Source organism: Hydrogenophaga sp., assembly GCF_051860785.1.
Taxonomy (GTDB): Bacteria; Pseudomonadota; Gammaproteobacteria; order Burkholderiales; family Burkholderiaceae_C; genus Hydrogenophaga.
The window spans coordinates 21,693-43,363 of record NZ_JBIMLB010000015.1 but is presented as its reverse complement, the minus strand read 5'-3'; the positions used below and the strand labels follow the sequence as shown (position 1 = coordinate 43,363).

The following is a 21,671-nucleotide window of genomic DNA, read 5'->3' as shown; positions in this document are numbered from 1 at the left end:
CGGAACCCGGGATGGACATCACCCAACTGCTGGCCTTCAGCGTCAAGAACAAAGCGTCCGATCTTCACCTCTCCGCGGGTCTTCCACCCATGATACGGGTGCATGGCGACGTGCGACGCATCAACGTCGAGCCCCTGGACCACAAGTCGGTCCACGGCATGGTGTACGACATCATGAACGACAGCCAGCGCAAGCAATACGAAGAGTTCCTGGAATGCGATTTCTCGTTCGAGATCGAAGGGCTGTCTCGTTTTCGCGTCAACGCCTTCAACCACAACCGTGGCGCCGGCGCGGTGTTCCGCACGATTCCGAGCAAGATCCTCACGCTCGAACAACTCAACGCCCCCAGGATCTTCGGCGACCTCGCCCTGCGCCCGCGTGGCCTGGTGCTGGTGACCGGCCCCACCGGCTCGGGCAAGTCCACCACGCTGGCCGGCATGGTCAACCACTTGAACGAAACCGAGTACGGCCACATCCTCACGGTGGAAGACCCGGTGGAGTTCGTGCACGAGTCCAAGAAGTGCCTGGTGAACCAGCGCGAGGTCGGCCCGCACACCCTGAGCTTTGCCAACGCCTTGCGTTCGGCGCTGCGTGAAGACCCGGACGCCATCCTCGTCGGCGAAATGCGCGACCTCGAAACCATCCGCCTGGCCATGACCGCCGCCGAAACCGGCCACCTGGTGTTCGGCACGCTGCACACCTCGAGCGCTGCCAAGACGATCGACCGCATCATCGACGTGTTCCCGGCAGAAGAGAAGGACATGGTGCGCGCCATGTTGTCCGAATCGCTGGTCGCGGTGATCTCGCAGACGCTGTGCAAGAACAAGGATGGCTCGGGCCGTGTGGCCGCGCACGAGATCATGCTGGGCACCAGCGCCATCCGGAACCTGATCCGCGAAGCCAAGGTGGCACAGATGTACTCGGCCATCCAGACCGGCAACAGCGTGGGCATGCAGACGCTCGACCAGAACCTCTCGGAGCTGGTCAAGCGCAACGTGATCAGTCCGGCCGAAGCGCGCAGCAAGGCGAAGATTCCGGAAAATTTCCCCGGCTGATCAGCCAGGAAGGGCAGGACACATGGAACGCGACCAGGCATCCAAATTCATCAACGACCTGCTGCGCCTCATGCTCAGCCGGACCGGTAGCGACCTTTTCATCACGGCCGACTTTCCGCCCGCGATCAAGGTCGATGGCTCGGTCGTCAAGGTGTCGCCGCAGCCGCTGAATGCCACGCACACCCTGTCGCTGGCGCGCGCGATCATGAACGACAAGCAGGCGGCCGAGTTCGAGCGCACCAAGGAATGCAACTTCGCGATTTCACCGCCCTCCATCGGCCGCTTCCGCGTAAGCGCATTCGTGCAGCAGGGCAAGGTCGGCATGGTGCTGCGGACCATTCCCGCCGTGCTGCCCACCATCGACAAGCTGGGCCTGCCCCAGGTGCTCAAGGATGTGGTGCTCTCCAAGCGCGGCCTTTGCATCCTGGTGGGCGCCACCGGCTCGGGCAAATCGACGTCGCTTGCGGCCATGGTGGACTGGCGCAACGAGCACACGCACGGCCACATCATCACCATTGAAGACCCGGTGGAGTTCGTGCACCCGCACAAGAACTGCGTGGTCACGCAGCGCGAAGTGGGCCTGGACACCGACAGTTGGGAAGCCGCCTTGAAGAACACGCTGCGCCAGGCGCCCGACGTGATCCTGATGGGTGAGATCCGCGACCGCGAGACCATGGAACACGCGATCCAGTTCTCCGAGACCGGCCACCTGTGTCTGGCCACGCTGCACGCCAACAGCGCCAACCAGGCGCTGGACCGCATCATCAACTTCTTCCCCGAAGAGCGCCGGGCGCAATTGCTGATGGACCTGTCGCTGAACCTGCGTGCGCTGGTCTCGCAGCGCCTGGTGCCGCGTCAGGACAACAAGGGGCGCCATGCGGCGGTGGAGATCATGCTGAACTCGCCGCTCATCTCCGACCTGATCTTCAAGGGCGATGTGGCCGAGATCAAAGAGATCATGAAGAAGAGCACGCAGATGGGCATGCAGACCTTCGACCAGGCGCTGTTCAACGCCTTCGAGGCCAACCTCATCACGCTCGAAGACGCGCTGCGCAACGCAGACTCGCTCAACGACCTGCGCCTGCAGATCAAGCTCAACAGCCAGCGTGCAAAATCACTCGATCTGGCCGCGGGTACCGAGCACCTCACGATTGTGTGACCCCCCTGCGCCGCGCCTGCGGCGCGTCACCCCCTCAGGGGGCAATGCCTGCGGCCTGGCAGAGCCAGTTCCGCGGCATTTCTGTTTTTAGAAAGACCCTTCCATGTCCAACATTGCTGATCGCACTTACGAATCCACTCCTGCTCGCCGCGTCGCTTTTCTTGGCCTGGGCGTCATGGGTTATCCCATGGCCGGGCATCTGGCGCGGGCCGGGCATTCGGTGACGGTCTACAACCGCTCGGGCGGCAAGGCCGTGGCCTGGGTGGCAGCGTTCGGTGGTTCGAGCAAGTCCACGCCGCGCGAGGCGGCCCAGGGTGCGGACATCGTGTTCGCCTGCGTGGGCAACGACGACGACCTGCGCTCGATCACGCTGGGGGCCGACGGCGCCTTTGCGGGCATGTCGCCGGGCTCCGTGTTCGTGGACCACACCACCGCGTCGGCCGACGTGGCGCGCGAACTGCACCGCGCGGGCAAGGCGCTGGGCATTGCGTTCGTGGATGCGCCAGTATCGGGCGGTCAGGCCGGCGCACAGAACGGTGCACTCACCGTGATGTGCGGCGGGGACACCACTGCGTTCGAATCGGCGAAGCCGGTCGCCATGGCGTTCTCACGCGCCTTCACGCTCATGGGCGAGAGCGGCGCGGGCCAGCTCACCAAGATGGTGAACCAGGTCTGCATCGCCGGTCTGGTTCAGGGCCTGTCGGAAGCCATCGCCTTCGGCCAGAAGGCCGGGCTGGACATGAACCAGGTACTCGATGTGATCGGCAAGGGTGCCGCGCAGAGCTGGCAACTCGACAACCGGGGCAAGACCATGGTGGCCGACAAGTTCGACTTCGGCTTTGCGGTCGACTGGATGCGCAAGGATCTCGGCCTGGTGCTCGACGAGGCCAAGCGCAACGGTGCGCGCCTGCCCGTGACGGCGCTGGTGGACCAGTTTTACGCCGACGTCCAGGCCATGGGCGGTCAGCGCTTCGACACCTCCAGCCTCATCAAAAGGCTGAAGTAACCGCTTTACTTGGCGGGTGCCGGCTGCGTCTGCATGCCGGCGAGTTCGGCTTCGCTGACGATCTCGAAGGCGCGCACCACGCGTGCCACGCCGGAGATGTTGCGCGCGATGTCGGTGGCGCGGTCGGCTTCGCGCTGCGTCACACGGCCCATGAGATAGACCGTGCCGCGTTCGGTGGTCACCTTGAACGCACTGGCCGAGATGTCCTTGGCGTCCACCAGGCTGGCCTTGAGCCGGCCGGTGATCAGCGTGTCGGTGGCGCGTTCCTTGAGCGACGGGCTGGCGGTCACGCCCAGTTCGTTGATCACCTCCCTGACGTTCTCCACCTGCGACACGATCTGACCGACCTGCGTCTTGATCGCTTCGCTGGAGGCTTCGCCAGTGAGCAGCACGCGGCGGTTGTAGCTGGTCACGCCCACGCGCGCCCGACCTTCGCCGATCTGGTCGTTCACGCGGTTGCCTGCGCGCAATTCGATGCTCTGGTCGTCGAGCTGTGCGCCCGAGGTGCGGCGGTCGACGACCACGAGTGCACCGGTGGCGGCGCCTGCCACCATCAGGGGTGCGCAGGCGGACAGCGTGGCGCCCAGAGCAGCCACGGCCAGGCCGGTGGCCATCAGCCGATTCAAGGAGCGTTGGTGGCGAAACAGGTTCATGAGGAACTCTCCAGGTGAGGAATGGACGCGTCGGGCAGGCCCAGCAACTGGGCATCCACACCGTCGCAAATGCAGTGCAGCACCAGGTGATGCACTTCGAGAATCCGGGCCGGCAGGTCGTGTGGCACGCACAGATGCACGTCGGTGTCGCGCAGTTGCTGGGCGAGCTGGCCGCCGCGCGCGCCGGTCAGCGCCACCACGATCATCTCGCGCTCGTGCGCGGCTTCCACAGCGGCCAGCACATTGGCCGAATTGCCGCTGGTGGACAGTGCCAGCAGCACGTCGCCGGCCTGTCCGAGCGCGCGCACCTGGCGCGCAAACACCGAGCGGGCGTCGAAATCGGTGGCGATGCCGGTGAGCACGGCGGCATCGGACGAAAGTGAGAAGGCGGCGAGTTCGGGGCGCTCGCGGTCGTAACGGCCGATGAAGCTGGCCGCGAAATGCTGCGCCGCCGCCGCCGAAGCGCCATTGCCGCACGACAGCACCTTGCCCCCGCCGGTGACGCTGGCGAGCACCGCACCGATGGCCGCCTCGACCTGGGGTGCCAGCGCTTGCGCGCACTGGTATTTCAGGTCCGCACTGTCGATGAACTGTTGCTGGATGCGTTGCAGGAGCATGGCGCGATCATAGCGGTGGGGGATGTATCAAAATGCGGCCGATGCGTCAAAGGCCGCGCGCAGCCACTCGATGCGCTCGCCTTCGAGCAGCACCACATCGAAGCGGCATGGAGGTTCTGAGCCGAGCCGAAGCAAAAAGTGCCGCGCCGCGAACACCACGCGGCGCTGCTTGATGCCCGTGATGCTCGCACCCGCGCCACCCCGGCTGGCGCTGGCCCGTTGACGCACCTCGACGAACACCAGCGTGCCGTCGGGCTCGCGCATAATCAAATCGACTTCGCCGCCCCCGCGCCCGGGTGTCCGGAAATTGCGCTGCACCAGGGCGAGCCCGTGGCGCTTCAGGTGGGCCAGGGCGGCATCTTCGGCGGCATCACCCCGTACCTTGGTGGTCGACTCGGGCTGGGGCGACGGCCCCTGATTTCTGGAACTCCACATTGTCGGCAAGCACTCCATCCCTGTTGCAGGCCGCGCGCGAAGCTGCGGCGCACCAGCATTATCCGCAGGGCGCGCTCTACATGGTCGCCACGCCCATCGGCAACCTGGCCGACATCGGGCTGCGCGCGCTGCAGGTGCTCGCCATGGTGGACACCGTGGCCTGCGAGGACACGCGCCACACCGCGTCGCTGCTGCAAGGCTACGGTCTGCACAAGCCGCTGCTGGCCCTGCACGAGCACAACGAAGCCGAGGCGGCACAGACCGTGCTGCTGCGACTGCGCGAAGGCCAGCGCGTGGCCTATGTGAGCGACGCCGGCACGCCTGGCGTGAGTGACCCCGGCGCGCGGCTGGTGGCCGCCGTGAACGCGGCCGGCCTGCGCAGCGTGCCGGTGCCGGGCGCGAGCAGCATCACAGCCCTGCTCAGCGTGGCCGGTCACAGCGGCTGGGACGGGCGCTTCGTCTTCGCGGGCTTTTTGTCGAGCAAGGCCGCCGAGCGGCAGCGCGAGGTGCGTGAACTGGGTGAAGACCCGCGCGCCTGCGTGCTGCTGGAAGCACCCCACCGCATCGAGGCACTGGCCAAAGACCTCGGCGCACTCGGTGCGCGGCGGATCACGGTGGGCCGCGAGCTGACGAAGCAGTTTGAGGAAGTGGCGCAGTTGGCGGCTGAAGATTTCGCCACCTGGCTGCAGGCCGGCGCGCACCGCACGCGCGGTGAGTTCGTTTTGATGGTGCATCCCCTGACGCCCGATGCAGCTGCCGAGGGCGCAATGGACGCTTCGACCTCCCGCACCCTCGATCTGCTGCTGGCCGAACTGCCTTTGAAGACCGCCGTGCGCCTGTGCGCGGAGATCACCGGCCAGCCGCGCAACGCGCTGTACGACGCCGCGCTGGCCAGGCGCCAGGCCAGCGACGAATAGGTTTCAGTGAATGACGCGCGCCATGGGGTCCGGCCCATTGCGGCGCTGCGGTGCCTCCACCGGCTCAGGCACCTCGGTGGCCTGCACGTCGACCACATCACCCGTGGGACGCCGCGCGGCGCCACCGGTGGGCCACATGCCCTGCGTGTAACGCTGCGAGGTCTGCCGGAAACGGGTGAACACCACGGCAGGCGCCGGCTTGCGGCCGGTGATCAGGGCCCACAACGTGACGCCCAGCACCACCACCAGGGTGGCCAGCAGCAGGCTCAGCACGAACACCAGGGCTGCCAGTCCCAGCGCCAGCTTGAGCACGCCGCGCACCAGGCGGCCGAAGAAGTCGAGGATTTCGTTCATGGATGAGAGAGGCCCTGGGCCTGTAGGAGTTCCAGACAGATGCGGCCATTCTGCCGCTTTGCAAGCGGCGCCACCAGAAACACCCGACTGATATGCTCGTGCCTCACTGCGCAGAGCCTGCGCGCGCCTCATCCAGGTCCTTCCATGAAACCGATCTACCAGTATTTCTTTCGTGGCCTGATCACATTCCTGCCCGTGGCGCTCACCATCTGGGTGCTGTTCATCTTCGTCAGTTGGGTGGAATCGGCCGCCATGTGGCTGATCCGCCCCCTCATTGGCGATTTCTACCTGCCGGGCCTGGGCATCGTGCTGGGCGCGGCCATGATCGTGGGTCTGGGCTTCCTCATTTCGCAACCCGGCATTGCGCGCTGGATGGCCTTGTTCGAGTTGCCATTCACCAACCTGCCGGTGGTCAAGAGCATCTATTCCTCGCTCAAGAGCTTCGCCGACTACTTCTCGCCGCACAAGAAGGAAGCCCAGCAGCAGGTGGTGGTGCTGCGCATCCCCGGCAACGAGATGTCCATCGTCGGCCTGGTCACGCGCCAGAACATGGATGGCCTGCCGCCGGGCCTGGCCGAACTCGATCAGGTCGCCGTGTACCTGCCCATGGGCTACATGATCGGTGGCTACACCATCTTCGTCCCGCGCACCTGGATCACGCCCATCGACATGTCGGTGGAAGAAGCCATGCGCTCGTCGCTGCTGGCGTGGATGGCAACCTCGCGCAGTCCCGACGCCCCGGGGCCTGACCGCCCGACCGCCTGAGGCCGGGTCGCTGGAACTTGCGCGCGGCGGCGCCTTCCAAACCCCACACCTCCAGCGGAACCGCCCATGAAGCTCATCACCTCCTCCCGTCGCCGCCTGCTCATCGCCAGCGCCACCACCCTGGCCGCGCCCACATGGCTGCCTTCTGCCATCGCGCAGGCGAAAAACCTGCGGCCCACGCCCAGCCAGACCGAAGGCCCGTTCTACCCGGTGAGCCTGCCCGCCGACAGCGACGCCGACCTGCTCAAGAACGGCAACGCGGTCTACGGCAAGGGCCAGCCCGCCTGGGTGGAAGGCACGGTCACCGACCTCGCTGGTGCGCCGGTGTCGGGTGCGGTGGTGGAAATCTGGCAGTGCGACCACGCCGGCCACTACCACCACCCTGGCGACGGTGGCCGCGCAGACCCTGCTTTTCAGGGCTTCGGCAAGGTGACCGTGGGCCGCGATGGCCGCTACCGCTTCCGCACCCTCAAGCCGGTGCCCTACTCCGGCCGCACACCGCACATCCACGTGAAGGTGCGGCTGGACCGCATGGAACTGCTCACCACCCAGCTCTATGTGCAAGGCGACCCCGGCAACGAGCGCGACGGCATCTGGCGGCGCATGAACGAGGAAGCCCGCGCCGCCGTGACCGTGCCGTTCACGCCAGGCAACGACGGGCTGCGTGCCACTTTCCCCATCGTGGTGCAGGCCTGAACAAGCCCCTGTCATCCAGGGTGTGACCCGGCGCGGATAAGCTCTCGCGCCATGGATTCATTGACCCAGATTGCCCTCGGCTCGGCCGTGGGCGTGGCCGTGATGGGCCGCCGAACCGCTGCATGGAAGGCGGCCCTGTGGGGCGCCATTGGCGGCACGCTGCCCGATCTCGACGCCTTCGTCGACCACGGCGACGCCATCCTGAACATGACGCTGCACCGTGCCGAGAGCCATTCGCTCATCGTGCTCACGCTGTTCGCGCCGGTGCTGGCCTGGATCGTCTCGCGCGTGCATGGCGAGGCCGCGCTGTTCCGGCGCTGGTGGCTGGCGATGTGGCTGGTGCTCATCACCCACCCGTTGCTCGACACCATGACGGTGTACGGCACGCAGCTGCTGCGGCCGTTCAGCGATTACCCCTTCGGCGTGGGCAGCATCTTCATCATCGATCTGGCCTACACGCTGCCGCTGATCGTGGGCGTGATCGCCGCGCTGCGGTTGAAGTCTGCGCGGGGCCTGGCCTGGAACGCCGCCGGTCTGGTGCTCAGCACGCTCTACCTGGCATGGAGCGTGGGGGCACAGCACCACGCCGCGCAGGTGGCGCAGGCTTCGTTGAAGGCCGAAGGCATTGCCGCGGAGGGCCTGCTGGTCACGCCCGCGCCGTTCAACACGCTGCTCTGGCGTTTCGTGGCGACCACGCCCACGCACTACCGCGAGGGCTACTACTCGCTGCTGGACGACACACCCGACATCCGGTGGACGGTGCACGAGCGCGGCGCGGAGTTGCTGGCACGACACCGCGACGAACCCTACCTCGCGCGCATGGCGGCTTTCACCCATGGTTTCTTCAGCGTGTCGGAAGCCGACGGCCACCTGTACGTAACCGACCTGCGCATGGGCCAGGAACCGCACTACACCTTCCGTTTCGATCTGGGCACCGACGCGGCACGGGCCAACGGCGGATACCGCCCCACGCTGAATGGCTCGCGCCCCGACCTCGGCACCGCGCTGCCCGGCCTGTGGCACCGCATGCTGGGCAACCGCCCGCGCCCGCCGGCCACAGCAGCCAACCCGGGCTAGCCGACACCCGCCGCGAAAGCTGTCAGCCACCGGCACATCGCTGGTGCTGCACAGGGCCGTGCCGGACGCGTCAATCCATTGTGAATTCGCTTGTGCCGCTTGTGCGGCCCATCGCACAGGCATATCGTCCGCTGCCTCTCGACAAGGTGAGCGGTGTGGAAAACAGCAATCTTCAAAAATGGTCCGCCAAGTTCCTCGGCACTTTCTGGCTGACGTTCGGCGGCTGCGGCAGCGCGGTGCTGGCAGCGGCCTTTCCCGAACTGGGCATCGGCTTGGAGCACTCACCGGGCGGCTAGGGCATTGCGGCTGCGCTGCTGATCGAAGTGCTGCTGACCGCGTTGTTCGGCCCCTCCATCGCGCTCGATCAGCTCTGGCTGTTCTGGGTGGCACCCATTGCCGGTGCCGCGCTCGGCGCGCTGATCTGGCGCACCCTGCTGGCCCATCGCCACGACGACTGAGGGTTCAGAGCAGCCACTCGATCGGCAGCACCGAGAGCAGGCCGATCCAGACGCTGCGCACCAGCGTGCTGCCCGGCTCCCGCTTGTGGCGCAGCGTCTGGCCGTCGCGGCGCTCGGTCCACACCAGGCCACCACCTTCGTCGAGCTTCACCTCGTAGGCGCTGGCCGGAATGTCGCGATCGAATGCCTGGGTGACCGCCTGTGCCAGCACGGGGCTGTCGATGATGAAGCCGAGTTCGGTGTTGAGATGGGCCGAGCGCGGATCGAAGTTCATCGAGCCCACGAACACGCGCTGGCCATCGATGGCGAAGGTCTTCGCGTGCAGGCTGGAGCCGGAACTGCCGAACACGCCGGCGCCGCCGCCCTGTGGCTGCGCACCCCGCCGCATCTCGTGCAGCTCGACACCGGCGCGCAACAGGTCCTTGCGGTAGCGCGCGTAGCCCGAGTGCACGGCCGACACATCGGTGGCCTCCAGTGCGTTGGTGAGGATGCGCACACGCACGCCCCGGGCTGCGAGCCGGCTGAAGACATCCACGCCCGCGGCGGTGGGCACGAAGTAAGGCGACACCAGGTCCAGTGAGGCCACGGGCGGGCGGGCCAGCACCTGCTGCAGCTGGTGCGTCAGCAGGTCTTCCTTCTCCGCCAGCCCCAGGCCCTTGCGCGGGTCGTCGCTCACCATATCGACCCTCGCCCATTGCGGCAGATGCCCCCCGGCCAGCAGGTCGGCCACGAAGCGCGATTCGCGCAAGGCCTGCAGGTAGCGCGCGGCGCGCGGGTCGTCTTCCGCGTGGGGCACCGGTGCCGGTGCCGTGCCTTCGGGCGCCACGATGCGGTCGATGGGATAGGCGGACGCACTGGCCCAGTAACGATCGAAATCGGCCGACAGCTCCGGCAACACAGCACCTGTGGCCAGCACATCGAGGTCGGCGAACAGCACGCCGTCGGTGGCGCCGAAGTACTCGTCACCCACGTTGCGCCCGCCCATGATGGCGGCCTGGCCGTCCGCGATCAGCGCCTTGTTGTGCATGCGCCGGTTCGCGCGGCTGAAGTGCGTGAGGTAGCCCAGGGCCTTGGGCCGGCGCACAGAGAACGGATTGAACAGCCGCACCTCGATGGCGGGGTGCCGGTCCAGCGCGAGCAGCTTCGCGTCCATGGACACGCCGTTGTCGTCCAGCAGCAGGCGCACGCGCACGCCGCGTTCCGCCGCCTCGCTCAGCGCGTCCAGCAGCAGGTTGCCGGTGATGTCCTCGCGCCAGATGTAGTACTGCACGTCCAGCGTGCGCTCGGCGGCACGCACCAGCAGCACGCGAGCGGCGAACGCATCCCGCGCGTCGGCGAGCGGCAGGATGCCGGACAAGCCAGGCCGGGCCTGAGCCTGGGGCATCAGGGCTCGGCCCAGTGCGGTGTCGGCGGTCTCGGCCCGCTTGAGGGCATGTGATTCGGACCGCCCTTCCAGCGAGGGCAGGGCGCAGCCCTGCAAAAGGGCGGACAGCAACGCGATCATCCAGAGGCCTGGCCTGAGGGAAAGCATGGAATGCACACCCATGGCCGTGCGGTGCGCACTAAGCCATCAGCAGCGTCACGCAGATGATCACGATGCCGATGCACAGGTTGACGAACACCCAGGTGCGGATGGAGGCCATCGCCACGCCACCAGCGGGCCAGTCACTGGCATCCACGGCGCGCGTGAAGCGCTTGAACAGCGCGAAGCGGATGTGGCCAAAGATCGCGACCATCACGATGCCCAGCGTCGCCATGATGGTCCAGTCCAGCGGCATGTTGAAGGCGAGGCCGGCCTGCACCGTCTCCTTGGCCATGCGGCCGATCATCCACAGGCCGGTGACCAGCACCACCAGCGAAGCCCACAGCACCACCGAAAAGAAACGCTTCATCACGGTGTGCAGCAGGCGCAGGCGCACCGGCGGCTCCAGCGTCTGCACCGAGGGACGCAGGAAGAAGTGCGCGAAGGCCATGCCGCCGACCCACAGAACGACGGCCAGGATATGGATGAGCTTGAGGAGGGAGAAGATCATGGGACGGGCTTTCTCGTGGGGGTTCAGACGTCGAGCAGCGCGCCGTCGATGCGGCGCTGCTGCAGGCGATAAGGCGGCAGGCCCTTGAGCATGCGCCGTCCATAGGATTGGCGCAACAAACGGGCATCGTAACAAACGACCACCGCTTCGTCGGTCTCGCTGCGCAGAGCACGGCCGGTCCATTGCAGCAGGCGTGCGCCGGTGGCGGGCACCACGAGTTCGCTGAACGGGTCGCGGCCCTGGCCCTTGAGCCAGTCGGCGCGCGCCTGGCCCACCGGGTCGCTGGGCGAAGCGAACGGCAGCTTGGTGATGAACACCCACTCGCACAGCTCGCCCGGCAAGTCGAGCCCCTCGCCGAACGATTGCAGCCCGAACAGGATGGACGCGCCGCCGGCCTGCACGCGCTCGGCATGGCGGCGCAGCAGCAGCGTGCGCGAAGACTCGCCCTGCACCAGCACCTGATCGCGCAGCGCGCTGTGTTCGCCGCGCTCCAGCAGGGCCTGCGCCTGGCGCATCTGCACGCGCGAGGTGAACAGCACCAGGGCGCCGCGCTTCACCTCGCGCAGGTCGACCATCAACGCCGCAAGCATCTCGCGCGTGTAGGCATCCACGTTCTTCGGGTCGGCCTCGGTCTGCACCACCACCAGGCGGCCCTGGCGCGCGTGGTCGAACGGGCTCTGCACCTCGCGCGCGGCCACGGCGTCGTCGAACGCCAGGCCCGACTCGGCCAGGAAGTGGTCGAAATTGCCGCAGGTGACGAGCGATGCCGAGGTGACCACCGCAGCGCGCACCTGGCTCCAGAGGTGGCTGCGCAGCAGGCTGCCGGGTTGCAGCGGGCAGGCGTGCGCGGTGAGGGTGACCAGGCCATGGCTCACGCCTGCTTCCAGCCACTTGGCCAGCGGCGGCTGGCCGTCGCTGCTGTCCTGCAGCCACAGCGCCGCCGTTTCCTGCGCGCTCTGCAGGCGCGGCGCGAGCACGCCCAGGCGGCTGTAGAGCTTGGCGCAGCGCGCGGCATCGCCGGGGTTGTCGCGCGCGTTGGCCTTGAGCTGTGTGGCCAGGGCTTCGAACACCTTGAGCAACGCGCTCGCATGCACGTGCAGTTTCTCCACCGTCTCGCGCCAGCCCGTGGGGAGCTGGCCGCTTTCAAAGCGGTCGACCACGGGCATACCGGCGTCGTTGAAGCCGCCAGCACGCGGCGGCGTGCGCGCGGCCGTGCGGCCGGTGAGTTCGTTCCACGCGGGCAGTGAACCCATGCGCTGCATGCCCAGCCGTGCCAGCTCGGTCTGCGCGCTCTTCAGTTCCTTCGCAAGCGACGCCACGTCGGCGGTGGGCGTGTGTTCCAGCGCGCCGGCCACCTCTTCTACCGCGCGAGGCAGGCGGTCGAGCCAGCGGCCGTTCATGAGGTCCATGGACGCGGTGAACTGCCCCTGCGCCACGCCGGGCAGGTGGTGTGCCTCGTCGAACACCACATAACAATCCTGCGGCGCCGGCAGCGCGTGCAGGCCCAGCGTGGAGAGCAGCAGGTCGTGATTCACCACGATCACCTGCGCCTGCGCCAGCCGCGCGCGCGCCTGGTAGTAGCTGCAACTGTTGTAGCTCGGGCAGTGGCGCGCGGTGCAGCTGTGGCGCTCGGCCGCCACGGGGCCCCACAGGCTGCCTTCGGGCGGGTCGTCGAGCCGGTCGCGGTCGCCGTCCCAGGTGCCGCCGTCCAGCTCATTGGCCCACTGCACATACTGCACGCCGCGCTCTTTCCAGCGCGCGCTGGCATCCGCACTCGGCGCGCTTTCATCGCCTTCGAACAGGTCGGCGCTGGCCGCGTCGCCGCCGCTCAACTGGTCCAGCTTCAGCCGGCACACGTAGCGCCCGCGCCCCTTGGCCAGCGCGAAGCTGAAGGGCTGCGGCAGCACCGCAGCCAGCGCAGGCAGGTCTTTCGCCATGAGCTGCTCCTGCAGCGCCACGGTGGCGGTGGAGATGATCACGCGCTTCTGCTGCGCCAGGGCCAGCGGGATCACGGTGGACGCGTAAGCGGCCGACTTGCCCACGCCTGTGCCCGCCTGCACCACCGCGATGCCGCGCGCGGGCAGCGCCGCGTCGCCACTCACCGCGCCGTCGCCCGGCGTCACGCCCGAGAGCGTGTGCGCAATGTGCGCCGCCATCTCGCGTTGGCCGGGCCGCGCGCGGTAGCCCGGCGCGCGGGCCACCACGTGATCAAAGGCCGCCAGCGCAATGGCCTCGCGCGCCAGCGGGCCGCCGGGCAAGGCTTCGTTGGGGGGTGTGGCGGCGGCGTCGGGCTCCAGGGCGATGGACATGCAGGCTTCAGAGGGCAAAGCGCGATTGTCCCAGACCATGCGCCCACCCTTCGGCCCGTTGGTTGCTCAGCGCACAGACGCAGCGCGGCAAGGGTCTTAGTTTCAACCCGATCCCCCATGACCACCCATGACCACCCAGGAGCACACGATGGTCTCGCCACCACACCACCACAACAACACGCACGCACGGTCCCTTCCCCCGGTCCTCTTCGCCGTCGGTACCCTGATGCTGCTCACTGCCTGCGGCGAGACCGCCAGGCTGCAGGTGGACACCGGCTACGGTGCCGACCCGCAACTGCCCGAACCCGTCACCACCATGATCCCGACCGTGAAGGTGGCACCCGCACAACCCTGGCGCGAGGGCCAGACGCCCACGGCCGCTGCCGGCACCACCGTGCGCCAGTTCGCGGGGCAGCTCGACCACCCGCGCTGGATCCACGTGCTGCCCAACGGCGACGTGCTGGTGGCCGAGACCAATGCGCCCAAACGGCCCCTGCGCGATGAACTGCTCGGCATCAAGGGCAAGGTGATGGGTTTCGTGATGAAGCGCGCCGGTGCGGCCACGCCGAGCGCCAACCGCATCACCCTGCTGCGCGACGCCGATGGCGACGGCACCGCCGAGACGCGCTCGGTATTTCTGGACAACCTGAACTCGCCTTTCGGCATGGCACTGGTGGGCAACGAACTCTTCATTGCCAACACGGACGCGATCGTGAAGGTGCCCTACCAGACCGGCGACACGAAAGCGAGCGGCCCCGTGACCAAGGTGGCCGATCTGCCCGGCGGCGACCTGAACCACCACTGGACCAAGGGCCTCATCGCGAATGCCGATGGCAGCCGCCTGTATGCGTCGGTCGGCTCCAACAGCAACGTGGCCGAGCACGGCATGAACCATGAAGAAGGCCGCGCCGCCATCTGGGAGTTCGACCGCGCCACCGGCAAGGGACGCGTCTTTGCCAGCGGCCTGCGCAACCCCGTGGGCATGGCCTGGCAAGGCAACGTGTTGTGGACATCGGTCAACGAGCGCGACGAACTCGGCTCCGACCTCGTGCCCGACTACATGACCTCGGTGCGCGACGGCGGCTTCTACGGCTGGCCGTACAGCTACTACGGCCAGCGCGTGGACACGCGGCCGCAGCCACCGCGCCCCGACCTCGTGGCCAAGGCCATCAAGCCCGACTACGCGCTGGGCAACCACACCTCGTCGCTGGGACTGAGCTCGGCGCAAGGCAACAGCCTGGGCGGCGGCTTTGCACCCACCGGCATGTTCGTCGGCCAGCATGGCTCGTGGAACCGCAACCCACCGAGCGGCTACAAGGTGATCTACGTGCCCTTCTCGGATGCCCTGCCTAGCGGCCCACCAGTCGACGTGCTGACCGGTTTCCTCGACGACAACGGCAAGGCACTGGGCCGTCCGGTGGGCGTGGCCATCGACCGCAAAGGCGCGTTGCTCGTGGCCGATGACGTGGGCAACGTGATCTGGCGCGTGGAAGGCCCGAACACGCTCACCACCACGCCGGCGCCACTGCCGGGTGCCGAGCCCGTGCCAGCAGCGGAGCCGGCGGCGTCGATGCCCGAGCCCTCCGCATCGGCACCCGGCTGAGGCGGCGAACCCAGCCAGCGGAACGCTGCCCAGGCCGCCACCAACAGGTACACGAAACCGCCCGGCACCCACATCAGCAGGCCGGCCATCTGCTGGTCGGCCAGTGCCGATTGCGCTGCGCTGTACAGCGGCCCTTCCGCAAACACGAGCAAGGCACCGAGCATGCCGGTGTGTGTCGCGGTGAGCAGCAGCGCCCCGGCCGAGGCCAGCGTGCCGGCGCGGCCCGGGCGCAGCACCGACCACCAGAACAGCCAGCCGCTGAACAGAAAGCTGGCGTGTTCCAGCACGTGCCACAGCGGCACTTCCAGCGCGGCCACATACGGGCCCGGTGCGTGCCAGAACCAGATGGCCAAGCCATGCACCAGCGCGCAGGCCATGGGGCGGCGGCTGGCACGATGCAGGCCGCGCCACAAACGGTCGATGCGTGCGCCGAACACCGCACGCCACTGCGGCAATGGTCGCGCCAGCACCAGCAGCGGCGCCACCACCGCGATCAGCAGCATGTGCTGCACCATGTGCCAGGCGGCGCTGCTTTCGGCCATTTCGTCCAGCGGGCCGAACAGCGCGATCCCCGTGATGAGCATGGCGCCATGGAACACCGCGCGCGCGCCACTGGCAGGCCGCCGCCGCGAAGCCCCGACGGCATAGGCCAGCCAGGCGAACAGGAACAGGGTCTGCGTGAACCACAACGGCGCCTGCTCGATGCCACCAGCTTCGACGCCGTGTGCGAAAGCCGTCATGGGCACCGCGCTCCACAAGCCCGCGAGCGCCACTGCGCGAAACGACTTCACATGCATGGTGTCATCACCACCGCCGGCAGCGCCACCAATGCCGTGGACAGCGCTGCGGTGGCGTAGAGCGCCGTGGCCGCGCGGGCGATGAAGCGCCGCCGCGCCTCCTTCGTCACCACACGCGATGTGGACCAGGCCGCGAACGCAAATGCGACGGTGCACGCAGCCGCCAGCAGCAGCACGGCGATGTTGAGCCAGGTCCACGCACCCTGCGCGGGCGAAGGCGGCGCGATGGCACAGGCCACGGCGAGCCCGCCGTAGGTGGCGCAAAACCAGGCGAACCACGCCGTGAGCCCCACCACCAGGTGCAGGGCATGCGGCTTCACGACGCGGCTCCAAACGCCAGCGGCAGCATCGCCATGACGCCCCAGGCCAGTGCCGTGGCGAGCACGCAGAACTGCCACAGCATGGCCACCACGCCGGGCTCGTAAGGCGCCTGCAGGCTCACGCGGCCGTGGTGCACGCGCAGGGCCTGCAGCGCCGCGAGTACCGTAGCCAGTGCACCGTGCAGCAACAGGAACAACAAGGTGAACGCCAGCACCGAGTCGTGCGCGCTCTGCGTGGGTTGCAGCCCGGCGGTGCCCAGCACCCACAGCAGCACCGCGCAGGCGGCCGCGCCACCAGCAGCGGCACCCCAAAGGCTCGGCTTCAAACCCGCATCGCGGCCGCTGCGCAGGCACTTCACCGCGCGGCGCAACCCCCACAGCCCCGCGCCGAACAGCACGGTGGCGACCAGCAGCGGCCAGGTGCCCAGCGGCGAGGCGGTGGTCACAAAGCCCTCCGGCACCACCGTCCACAAATACAACCAGCCAAACAGCAGCGACGCATACAGCGCCGCGTCGGCGAGCATGGTCATGCCCATGCCCCACAGGCCCGGTCCGTCGAAGGTTCGCGTGTGCAGCTTCAGGCCACGCGGCAGGTCGCGCGCCTCGCCCTTCACGGCGCTGGGATGCGCGCCGTTCTCCCACGACCAGCGCAGCAGCACGACCGCCGCCACCAGCGCCAGCCCCACCGCCGCCGGGTACTGCTTGAGCAACAGCGAGATGCACAGCAGCGCGAGCACGCCACCCGCCACCAGCGGCCACCACGAGTTGCCCGGCAGGTGAATGACTTCGCGCACGCGCCCGCTCACCGGGTCCACGCCCATGGTCTCCCGCCGGCCGTGTGTGGCGTGCGGCAGCGCATGCTGGCCGGTGGCGATGGTCTCGGGCAGATCGGGCGAGTCCCACAGCGGGTGCAGCGTGGTGATGCGCGGCAGGCTGGCGAAGTTGTAGGAGCGCGGCGGCGTGCCGCTGGCCCATTCCAGCGTGCCGGCGTTCCACGGGTTCAGGGGCGCCTTGCGGCCCTGGCGCCAGTGCAGCACCAGGTCGAGCAGCAGCGCGGCAATGCCGAAGGCCATGACGAAGCTGAACACCGACGAGATCAGGTTCGGCAGGTCCCAGCCCAGGCCGGCGTCGTAGGTGTACACGCGCCGCGGCATGCCGAGCAGGCCAGTCCAGTGCATCACCAGGAAGGTGCCGTTGAAACCGATGAAGGTGAGCCAGAAGCCGGCCTTCGACAAGCGCTCGGAAGGCAGGCGCCCACTGAAATGCGGCAGCCAGTGGTAGATGCCCGCGATCAACGGAAACAGCATGCCGCCGATGAGCACGTAGTGGAAATGCGCCACCACGAAGTGCGTGTCGTGCACCTGCCAGTTGAACGGCACGAAGGCCAGCATCACACCCGTGAGGCCACCCACCACGAAGATCATGAGGAAGCCGGCGATCCACAGCATGGGCACGCTCCACACCGGCCGCCCGCTCCAGAGCGTGGCGATCCACGCGAACAGCTGCACGCCGGTGGGCACGGCCACCAGCATGCTGGCCACGGCAAAGAACGCCTGCGACAACGCCGGGATGCCGATGGCGAACATGTGGTGCACCCACAGCCCGAAGCTGATGAAGCCGGTGCCGATCATCGACACCACCACCCAGCGGTAACCCACCATGGGCCGGCGCGCGTACACCGGCACCAGCATGGACACCACGCCCGCCGCCGGCAGGAAGATGATGTAGACCTCCGGGTGGCCGAACAGCCAGAACAGGTGCTGCCACAGCACCGGGTCGCCGCCGCGCGTGGGGTCGAAGAACGACCAGCCGGCCGCGCGTTCGAGCTCCAGCAGCAGGCTGCCCAGGATCAACGGCGGAAAGCCCACGATGACCATCATCGAGGTGATGAGCATGGACCACGCGAAGACGGGCAACTGGTGCAGGCCCATGCCGGCCGCGCGCGCGCGCAGGATGCTCACCGCAATGTCGATGGCCGCCGCCAGGGTGGCGATCTCGATGAAGGTGATGCCGAGCAGCCAGAAGTCCGCGCCCATGCCGGGCGAGTAGGTGTTGCTGGAGAGTGGCGTGTACATGAACCAGCCCGAGTCGGGAGCCAGGCCCACCAGCAGGCTGCTGGTGAAGATGATGCCGCCGAACAGGTAGCACCAGTAGCCGAACGCCCCCAGGCGCGGAAACACCAGGTCGCGCGAGCCCAGCATCTTGGGCAGCAGGTAGGCCGCCAGGCCCTGCTGCATGGGCACCGCAAACAGAAACATCATCATGGTGCCGTGCATGGTGAAGGCCTGGTTGTAGGCCTCCGGTCCCATGAAGCCCTGCCCTGGCTGCGCCAGCTGGGCGCGCAGCAGCATGCCCAGCAGGCCGGCGATGAGGAAGAACACCGCGCCCGTCACCGTGAATCGCTTGGCGATGCTGGTGTGGTTCACCGCGCTGAGCGCACGCCAACCTTTGGGGTTGCCCCACACCGCTTCCATTTCCGCATGCAGCTCGGCGGCATCGCGTGGAGGGGGGACCGTGGTGGTGGACTCAGTCATCGCTGGCGCTCTGGCCCGGCGCAATCTCGCGCGTCATTTCCCAGATGTCGTACTCGTCCTGCGGCATGGCGATCACCTTCATCGCCATGTGCGCGTGGTTCAACCCACAGAACTCGGCGCACTGGCCGCGAAACGTGCCTGGCTGGTCGGCCTGCAGGCGCACCACGTTGGTCCTTCCCGGTATCGCGTCGATCTTGCCGCCCAGGCGCGGCACCCAGAAGGAATGGATCACGTCGTCGCTGCTCACGTGGATGTCCACCGGCTTGCCCACCGGCAGGCGCAGTTCGTTGACCAGGCGCACGTCGCTGCCCGGGTAGTGCAGCGCCCACGACCATTGCCGCGCCGTGACGTCGATGCGCAGCGGCGCCACGGCCGGCCCGCCCGCGCCCGTCCATGAAGCCGGCAGCGGCAACTGGTGCATGCCCGCTGGCGTGCCGAACACCATCAGGGCCGCGATGGCCACCGAAGGCAGCACGATGCCGCCACCCACGATCCATCGCAGGTTGTGGTTCTCACCCACATCGCCAGCGCGCGCATGGCGGCCGTTCATGGCCAGCATCCACGCCACCACCACACCCACCGTGACGAGCACCGAAACGCCGAGCATCCACCACCACACCTGCGCAATGGCGTGCGCCGAAGGCCCGGCAGGATCGAGCATGGACTGCGAGCCCGCGCAGCCCGACAACAGCGCGCATGAAACCCCAGCGCCACTCGCGAACAGCGATGGCGTGACAATGCGCCCATGAGCACGTCGCGCACCACCCGCCCCAGCACCGAACCGATCCTGAGCCGCGCCGCGATTGCCGGGCATCCGATTCACCCGATGCTGATCCACTTCCCGGTGGCCGCGCTGCTGGCGCTGGTCGGCACCGACGCCGCCTACCTGTATGGCGGCGATCCTTTCTGGGCGCGCGCCGGCCTGTGGCTGGCCGGCGTGGGCGCGCTCGGTGGCTGGGTGGCCAGCATCGCGGGGCTGATCGACCTGCTCAGCGTGGCGCAGATCCGCCGGCTCGTCACCGCCTGGGGCCACGCGCTCATGGCGGTGATGATGCTGTCCGTGGCCACGCTGAACTGGCAGCTGCGCCTGGCCGACGACCCCGGCACCCATGTGATGCCCTGGGGCATGGGCCTGAGCCTGCTCACCGCCGCGTTCATCTCGCTCGCGTCCTACCTCGGTGGCCGCCTCGTGTATGAGAACGCCGTGGGCGTGCACACGGACGAGCAGTGACGGCGCGGCGCGGCTGGTCATGCCGGCTTGCGCAGCACCAGCCACGCCACCGCCAGCAGACAAGCCACCAGCAAGACCAGAATGAAGCGGCTGGCCGGGCGCAGGCCGCCCAGTTCACCGCGCTCGGTGCGCAGCACCAGCAGGCCACAGGCCCCGTGCCCCAGCACCAGCAGGCCCACGAAGCCCAGCTTGAACATCAACCACGGCGCCAGCGGCCCCTGCGTGGCAAACACCAGCGTGCCCGAGGCAATGGCCAGCAGCGCGGCCGGCGTGGCCAGCCCGATGAACACCTGGCGCGGCCACAGGCGCGGCAAGGCCGGTGAAGTCGACGATGCCGGCGCAGCGGCCGACACCAGCATCAAGGGCAGGTACAGCAATGCACCACACCACACGATGACGGCGCCGATGTGCAGCAGCTTGAGCCAGGGCATGGCTCAGCCCGAGGGTAGACAAGTCATGCGCACCAAGTAGGCACACCCGCAGCGCGGTTGTCTGTGCCCTAGCGAACGTTTGAAGGGATGGGCCATTCATGCTGCAATGCACCACCATGACCCAGACCACGCCCCGCACCCGGAAAAAACCCACCTCCGCCACCCGGCTCCCGATCGACCTCGCCCTGCAAGGCGGTGGATCGCACGGCGCCTTCACCTGGGGCGTGCTCGACCGCCTGCTGGAAGACGACACGCTGGAGATTGCCGCCATCAGCGGCACCAGCGCGGGCGCCATGAACGCCGTGGCCCTGGCGGCGGGCCTCATGGACGGTGGCCGCGAAGGCGCGCGCCGCGTGCTGCGCCGCTTCTGGGAACGCGTGGCCGAACTCTCGCCCTTCCACAGCCTGCAGACCAGCCCGCTCGGCACCCTGCTGGGCCCCGCCAACGAATGGCTGGCACCCTTCATGAAGCCGTGGACCGAACCCATCAAGCAGGCCACCAACGCATTGAACAGCCAGTGGTCGCCATACCAGCTCAACCCCCTCAACTTGAACCCGCTGCGCGACATCCTGCGCGACACGGTGGACTTCGACCGCGTGCGCCAGTGCCACAAGACGCAACTCTTCGTGGCCGCCACCCAGGTGCGCACCGGCGCGCTGCGCATCTTCGGCCAGCATGAGCTCACCGCCGACATGGTGCTCGCCTCCGCCTGCCTGCCCCTGCTGTTCCAGGCCGTGGAGATTGATGGCGAAGCGTATTGGGACGGCGGCTACGCCGGCAACCCTTCGCTGCTGCCCCTGGTGGAAGAACGCCGCGCCGACGACCTGCTGCTCGTGCAGATCAACCCCACCCAGCGCGAAGCCGTGCCATCGAGCGCCCGCGACATCCTCGACCGCATCAACGAAGTCACCTTCAACGCCAGCCTCATCAAGGAGATGCGCACCCTCGCGCTGATGAAGCAACTCATCGGTGACAGACCCGGCAAGGACAGCCCCGAACTCTTCAAGCAGCTGCAACGCCTGCGCGTGCACATGATCGATGGCGGCGCTTCACTGTCCACCCTGGGCGCGGAGAGCAAGACGAATACGCAGTGGCCGTTTTTGTCTCGACTGCACGAGCTGGGGCGTGAGTCGGCGGCGGGGTGGTTGAAGGCGCACCGGCGGGATCTGGGGAAGCGGAGCAGTTTCGAACTGGGGAGGGTATTGGAAATTTGAGCAGCGA

Annotated in this window: 22 protein-coding genes and 2 pseudogenes; 12 read left to right on the top strand and 12 right to left on the bottom strand. The window is 67.9% G+C overall.

The annotated features are described in order from the left end of the window. Positions 1 to 11 precede the first annotated feature (11 nt). From ACTIF6_RS18380 to ACTIF6_RS18370, 3 genes are all read left to right on the top strand, one after another. Positions 12 to 1,055 carry a type IV pilus twitching motility protein PilT gene (locus ACTIF6_RS18380; protein WP_439589375.1) on the top strand — a complete coding sequence of 348 codons (1,044 nt, stop codon included), beginning with the start codon at positions 12 to 14 and terminating at the stop codon, positions 1,053 to 1,055. Positions 1,056 to 1,077: 22 nt separating this feature from the next. After that, positions 1,078 to 2,214 carry a PilT/PilU family type 4a pilus ATPase gene (locus tag ACTIF6_RS18375; RefSeq protein WP_439589374.1) on the top strand — a complete coding sequence of 379 codons (1,137 nt, stop codon included), beginning with the start codon at positions 1,078 to 1,080 and terminating at the stop codon, positions 2,212 to 2,214. Positions 2,215 to 2,317: 103 nt separating this feature from the next. Further along, on the top strand, positions 2,318 to 3,220 hold the full coding sequence (locus ACTIF6_RS18370; RefSeq protein ID WP_439589373.1) for an NAD(P)-dependent oxidoreductase: 903 nt from the start codon (positions 2,318 to 2,320) through the stop codon (positions 3,218 to 3,220). Positions 3,221 to 3,225: 5 nt separating this feature from the next. Here the strand turns inward: ACTIF6_RS18370 and ACTIF6_RS18365 are convergent, their stop codons facing one another. From ACTIF6_RS18365 to ACTIF6_RS18355, 3 genes are read right to left on the bottom strand one after another with little or no spacing between them, the layout of a single operon-like run. Next, a complete protein-coding gene (locus ACTIF6_RS18365; protein WP_439589372.1) occupies positions 3,226 to 3,873 on the bottom strand; it encodes a BON domain-containing protein in 648 nt (215 codons plus the stop codon). Further along, the gene (locus ACTIF6_RS18360; protein WP_439589371.1) at positions 3,870 to 4,490 is read right to left on the bottom strand and encodes an SIS domain-containing protein; all 621 of its coding nucleotides are present in this window, start codon (positions 4,488 to 4,490) and stop codon (positions 3,870 to 3,872) included. The genes ACTIF6_RS18365 and ACTIF6_RS18360 overlap by 4 nt, the downstream gene beginning before the upstream one ends. Before the next feature lie 27 nt (positions 4,491 to 4,517). Then, positions 4,518 to 4,925, bottom strand: a complete 408-nt coding sequence (locus tag ACTIF6_RS18355) for a YraN family protein (protein ID WP_439589370.1) — start codon at positions 4,923 to 4,925, stop codon at positions 4,518 to 4,520. Here ACTIF6_RS18355 and rsmI point away from each other — a divergent pair. Further along, complete coding sequence (rsmI, locus tag ACTIF6_RS18350) at positions 4,925 to 5,842, top strand: 16S rRNA (cytidine(1402)-2'-O)-methyltransferase (protein ID WP_439589369.1); 918 nt, start codon at positions 4,925 to 4,927, stop codon at positions 5,840 to 5,842. The genes ACTIF6_RS18355 and rsmI overlap by 1 nt on opposite strands. A gap of 3 nt (positions 5,843 to 5,845) precedes the next feature. On the opposite strand, the gene ACTIF6_RS18345 is transcribed toward rsmI, so the two are convergent. Further along, on the bottom strand, positions 5,846 to 6,196 hold the full coding sequence (locus ACTIF6_RS18345; protein WP_439589368.1) for a hypothetical protein: 351 nt from the start codon (positions 6,194 to 6,196) through the stop codon (positions 5,846 to 5,848). A 144-nt stretch (positions 6,197 to 6,340) separates the two neighbouring features. Here ACTIF6_RS18345 and ACTIF6_RS18340 point away from each other — a divergent pair, with 144 nt between their 5' ends. From ACTIF6_RS18340 to ACTIF6_RS18320, 5 genes and pseudogenes are all read left to right on the top strand, one after another. After that, entirely contained in the window at positions 6,341 to 6,961 is a 621-nt protein-coding gene (locus ACTIF6_RS18340; protein ID WP_439589367.1) for a DUF502 domain-containing protein, read from the top strand. A 66-nt stretch (positions 6,962 to 7,027) separates the two neighbouring features. After that, the gene (locus ACTIF6_RS18335) at positions 7,028 to 7,657 is read left to right on the top strand and encodes an intradiol ring-cleavage dioxygenase (protein WP_439589366.1); all 630 of its coding nucleotides are present in this window, start codon (positions 7,028 to 7,030) and stop codon (positions 7,655 to 7,657) included. Between the two features lie 51 nt (positions 7,658 to 7,708). Beyond that, on the top strand, positions 7,709 to 8,734 hold the full coding sequence (locus tag ACTIF6_RS18330) for a metal-dependent hydrolase (RefSeq protein WP_439589365.1): 1,026 nt from the start codon (positions 7,709 to 7,711) through the stop codon (positions 8,732 to 8,734). 155 nt (positions 8,735 to 8,889) lie between these two features. After that, positions 8,890 to 9,009 (top strand): annotated as a pseudogene (locus ACTIF6_RS18325) (aquaporin); the annotation flags it as partial. A 48-nt stretch (positions 9,010 to 9,057) separates the two neighbouring features. Beyond that, positions 9,058 to 9,192, top strand: a complete 135-nt coding sequence (locus ACTIF6_RS18320) for a hypothetical protein (protein WP_439589364.1) — start codon at positions 9,058 to 9,060, stop codon at positions 9,190 to 9,192. Between the two features lie 4 nt (positions 9,193 to 9,196). Here ACTIF6_RS18320 and ACTIF6_RS18315 read toward each other — a convergent pair whose 3' ends face one another. From ACTIF6_RS18315 to dinG, 3 genes are read right to left on the bottom strand one after another with little or no spacing between them, the layout of a single operon-like run. After that, the gene (locus ACTIF6_RS18315) at positions 9,197 to 10,696 is read right to left on the bottom strand and encodes a phospholipase D family protein (protein WP_439589440.1); all 1,500 of its coding nucleotides are present in this window, start codon (positions 10,694 to 10,696) and stop codon (positions 9,197 to 9,199) included. 58 nt (positions 10,697 to 10,754) lie between these two features. Beyond that, positions 10,755 to 11,225, bottom strand: a complete 471-nt coding sequence (locus tag ACTIF6_RS18310) for a CopD family protein (RefSeq protein ID WP_439589363.1) — start codon at positions 11,223 to 11,225, stop codon at positions 10,755 to 10,757. 23 nt (positions 11,226 to 11,248) lie between these two features. Beyond that, the gene (gene dinG / locus ACTIF6_RS18305; protein ID WP_439589362.1) at positions 11,249 to 13,534 is read right to left on the bottom strand and encodes an ATP-dependent DNA helicase DinG; all 2,286 of its coding nucleotides are present in this window, start codon (positions 13,532 to 13,534) and stop codon (positions 11,249 to 11,251) included. Between the two features lie 226 nt (positions 13,535 to 13,760). Between dinG and ACTIF6_RS18300 the strand changes: the two genes are divergently transcribed. Next, a complete protein-coding gene (locus tag ACTIF6_RS18300) occupies positions 13,761 to 15,137 on the top strand; it encodes a PQQ-dependent sugar dehydrogenase (RefSeq protein WP_439589439.1) in 1,377 nt (458 codons plus the stop codon). Positions 15,138 to 15,160: 23 nt separating this feature from the next. Here ACTIF6_RS18300 and ACTIF6_RS18295 read toward each other — a convergent pair. The 4 genes and pseudogenes from ACTIF6_RS18295 to coxB all read right to left on the bottom strand — a co-directional run. Further along, positions 15,161 to 15,877, bottom strand: a pseudogene (locus ACTIF6_RS18295) (cytochrome c oxidase assembly protein); the annotation flags it as partial. Positions 15,878 to 15,924: 47 nt separating this feature from the next. Further along, positions 15,925 to 16,254 carry a hypothetical protein gene (locus ACTIF6_RS18290; RefSeq protein WP_439589361.1) on the bottom strand — a complete coding sequence of 110 codons (330 nt, stop codon included), beginning with the start codon at positions 16,252 to 16,254 and terminating at the stop codon, positions 15,925 to 15,927. Further along, complete coding sequence (ctaD, locus tag ACTIF6_RS18285; RefSeq protein ID WP_439589360.1) at positions 16,251 to 18,788, bottom strand: cytochrome c oxidase subunit I; 2,538 nt, start codon at positions 18,786 to 18,788, stop codon at positions 16,251 to 16,253. The genes ACTIF6_RS18290 and ctaD overlap by 4 nt, the downstream gene beginning before the upstream one ends. Then, a complete protein-coding gene (gene coxB, locus ACTIF6_RS18280) occupies positions 18,781 to 19,449 on the bottom strand; it encodes a cytochrome c oxidase subunit II (protein WP_439589359.1) in 669 nt (222 codons plus the stop codon). The genes ctaD and coxB overlap by 8 nt, the downstream gene beginning before the upstream one ends. A gap of 84 nt (positions 19,450 to 19,533) precedes the next feature. Here coxB and ACTIF6_RS18275 point away from each other — a divergent pair, with 84 nt between their 5' ends. Beyond that, complete coding sequence (locus tag ACTIF6_RS18275; RefSeq protein ID WP_439589358.1) at positions 19,534 to 20,019, top strand: DUF2231 domain-containing protein; 486 nt, start codon at positions 19,534 to 19,536, stop codon at positions 20,017 to 20,019. A 17-nt stretch (positions 20,020 to 20,036) separates the two neighbouring features. Here the strand turns inward: ACTIF6_RS18275 and ACTIF6_RS18270 are convergent, their stop codons facing one another. Next, complete coding sequence (locus ACTIF6_RS18270; RefSeq protein ID WP_439589357.1) at positions 20,037 to 20,450, bottom strand: CopD family protein; 414 nt, start codon at positions 20,448 to 20,450, stop codon at positions 20,037 to 20,039. Positions 20,451 to 20,566: 116 nt separating this feature from the next. Here ACTIF6_RS18270 and ACTIF6_RS18265 point away from each other — a divergent pair, with 116 nt between their 5' ends. Further along, entirely contained in the window at positions 20,567 to 21,664 is a 1,098-nt protein-coding gene (locus ACTIF6_RS18265; protein WP_439589356.1) for a patatin-like phospholipase family protein, read from the top strand. Positions 21,665 to 21,671 lie beyond the last annotated feature (7 nt).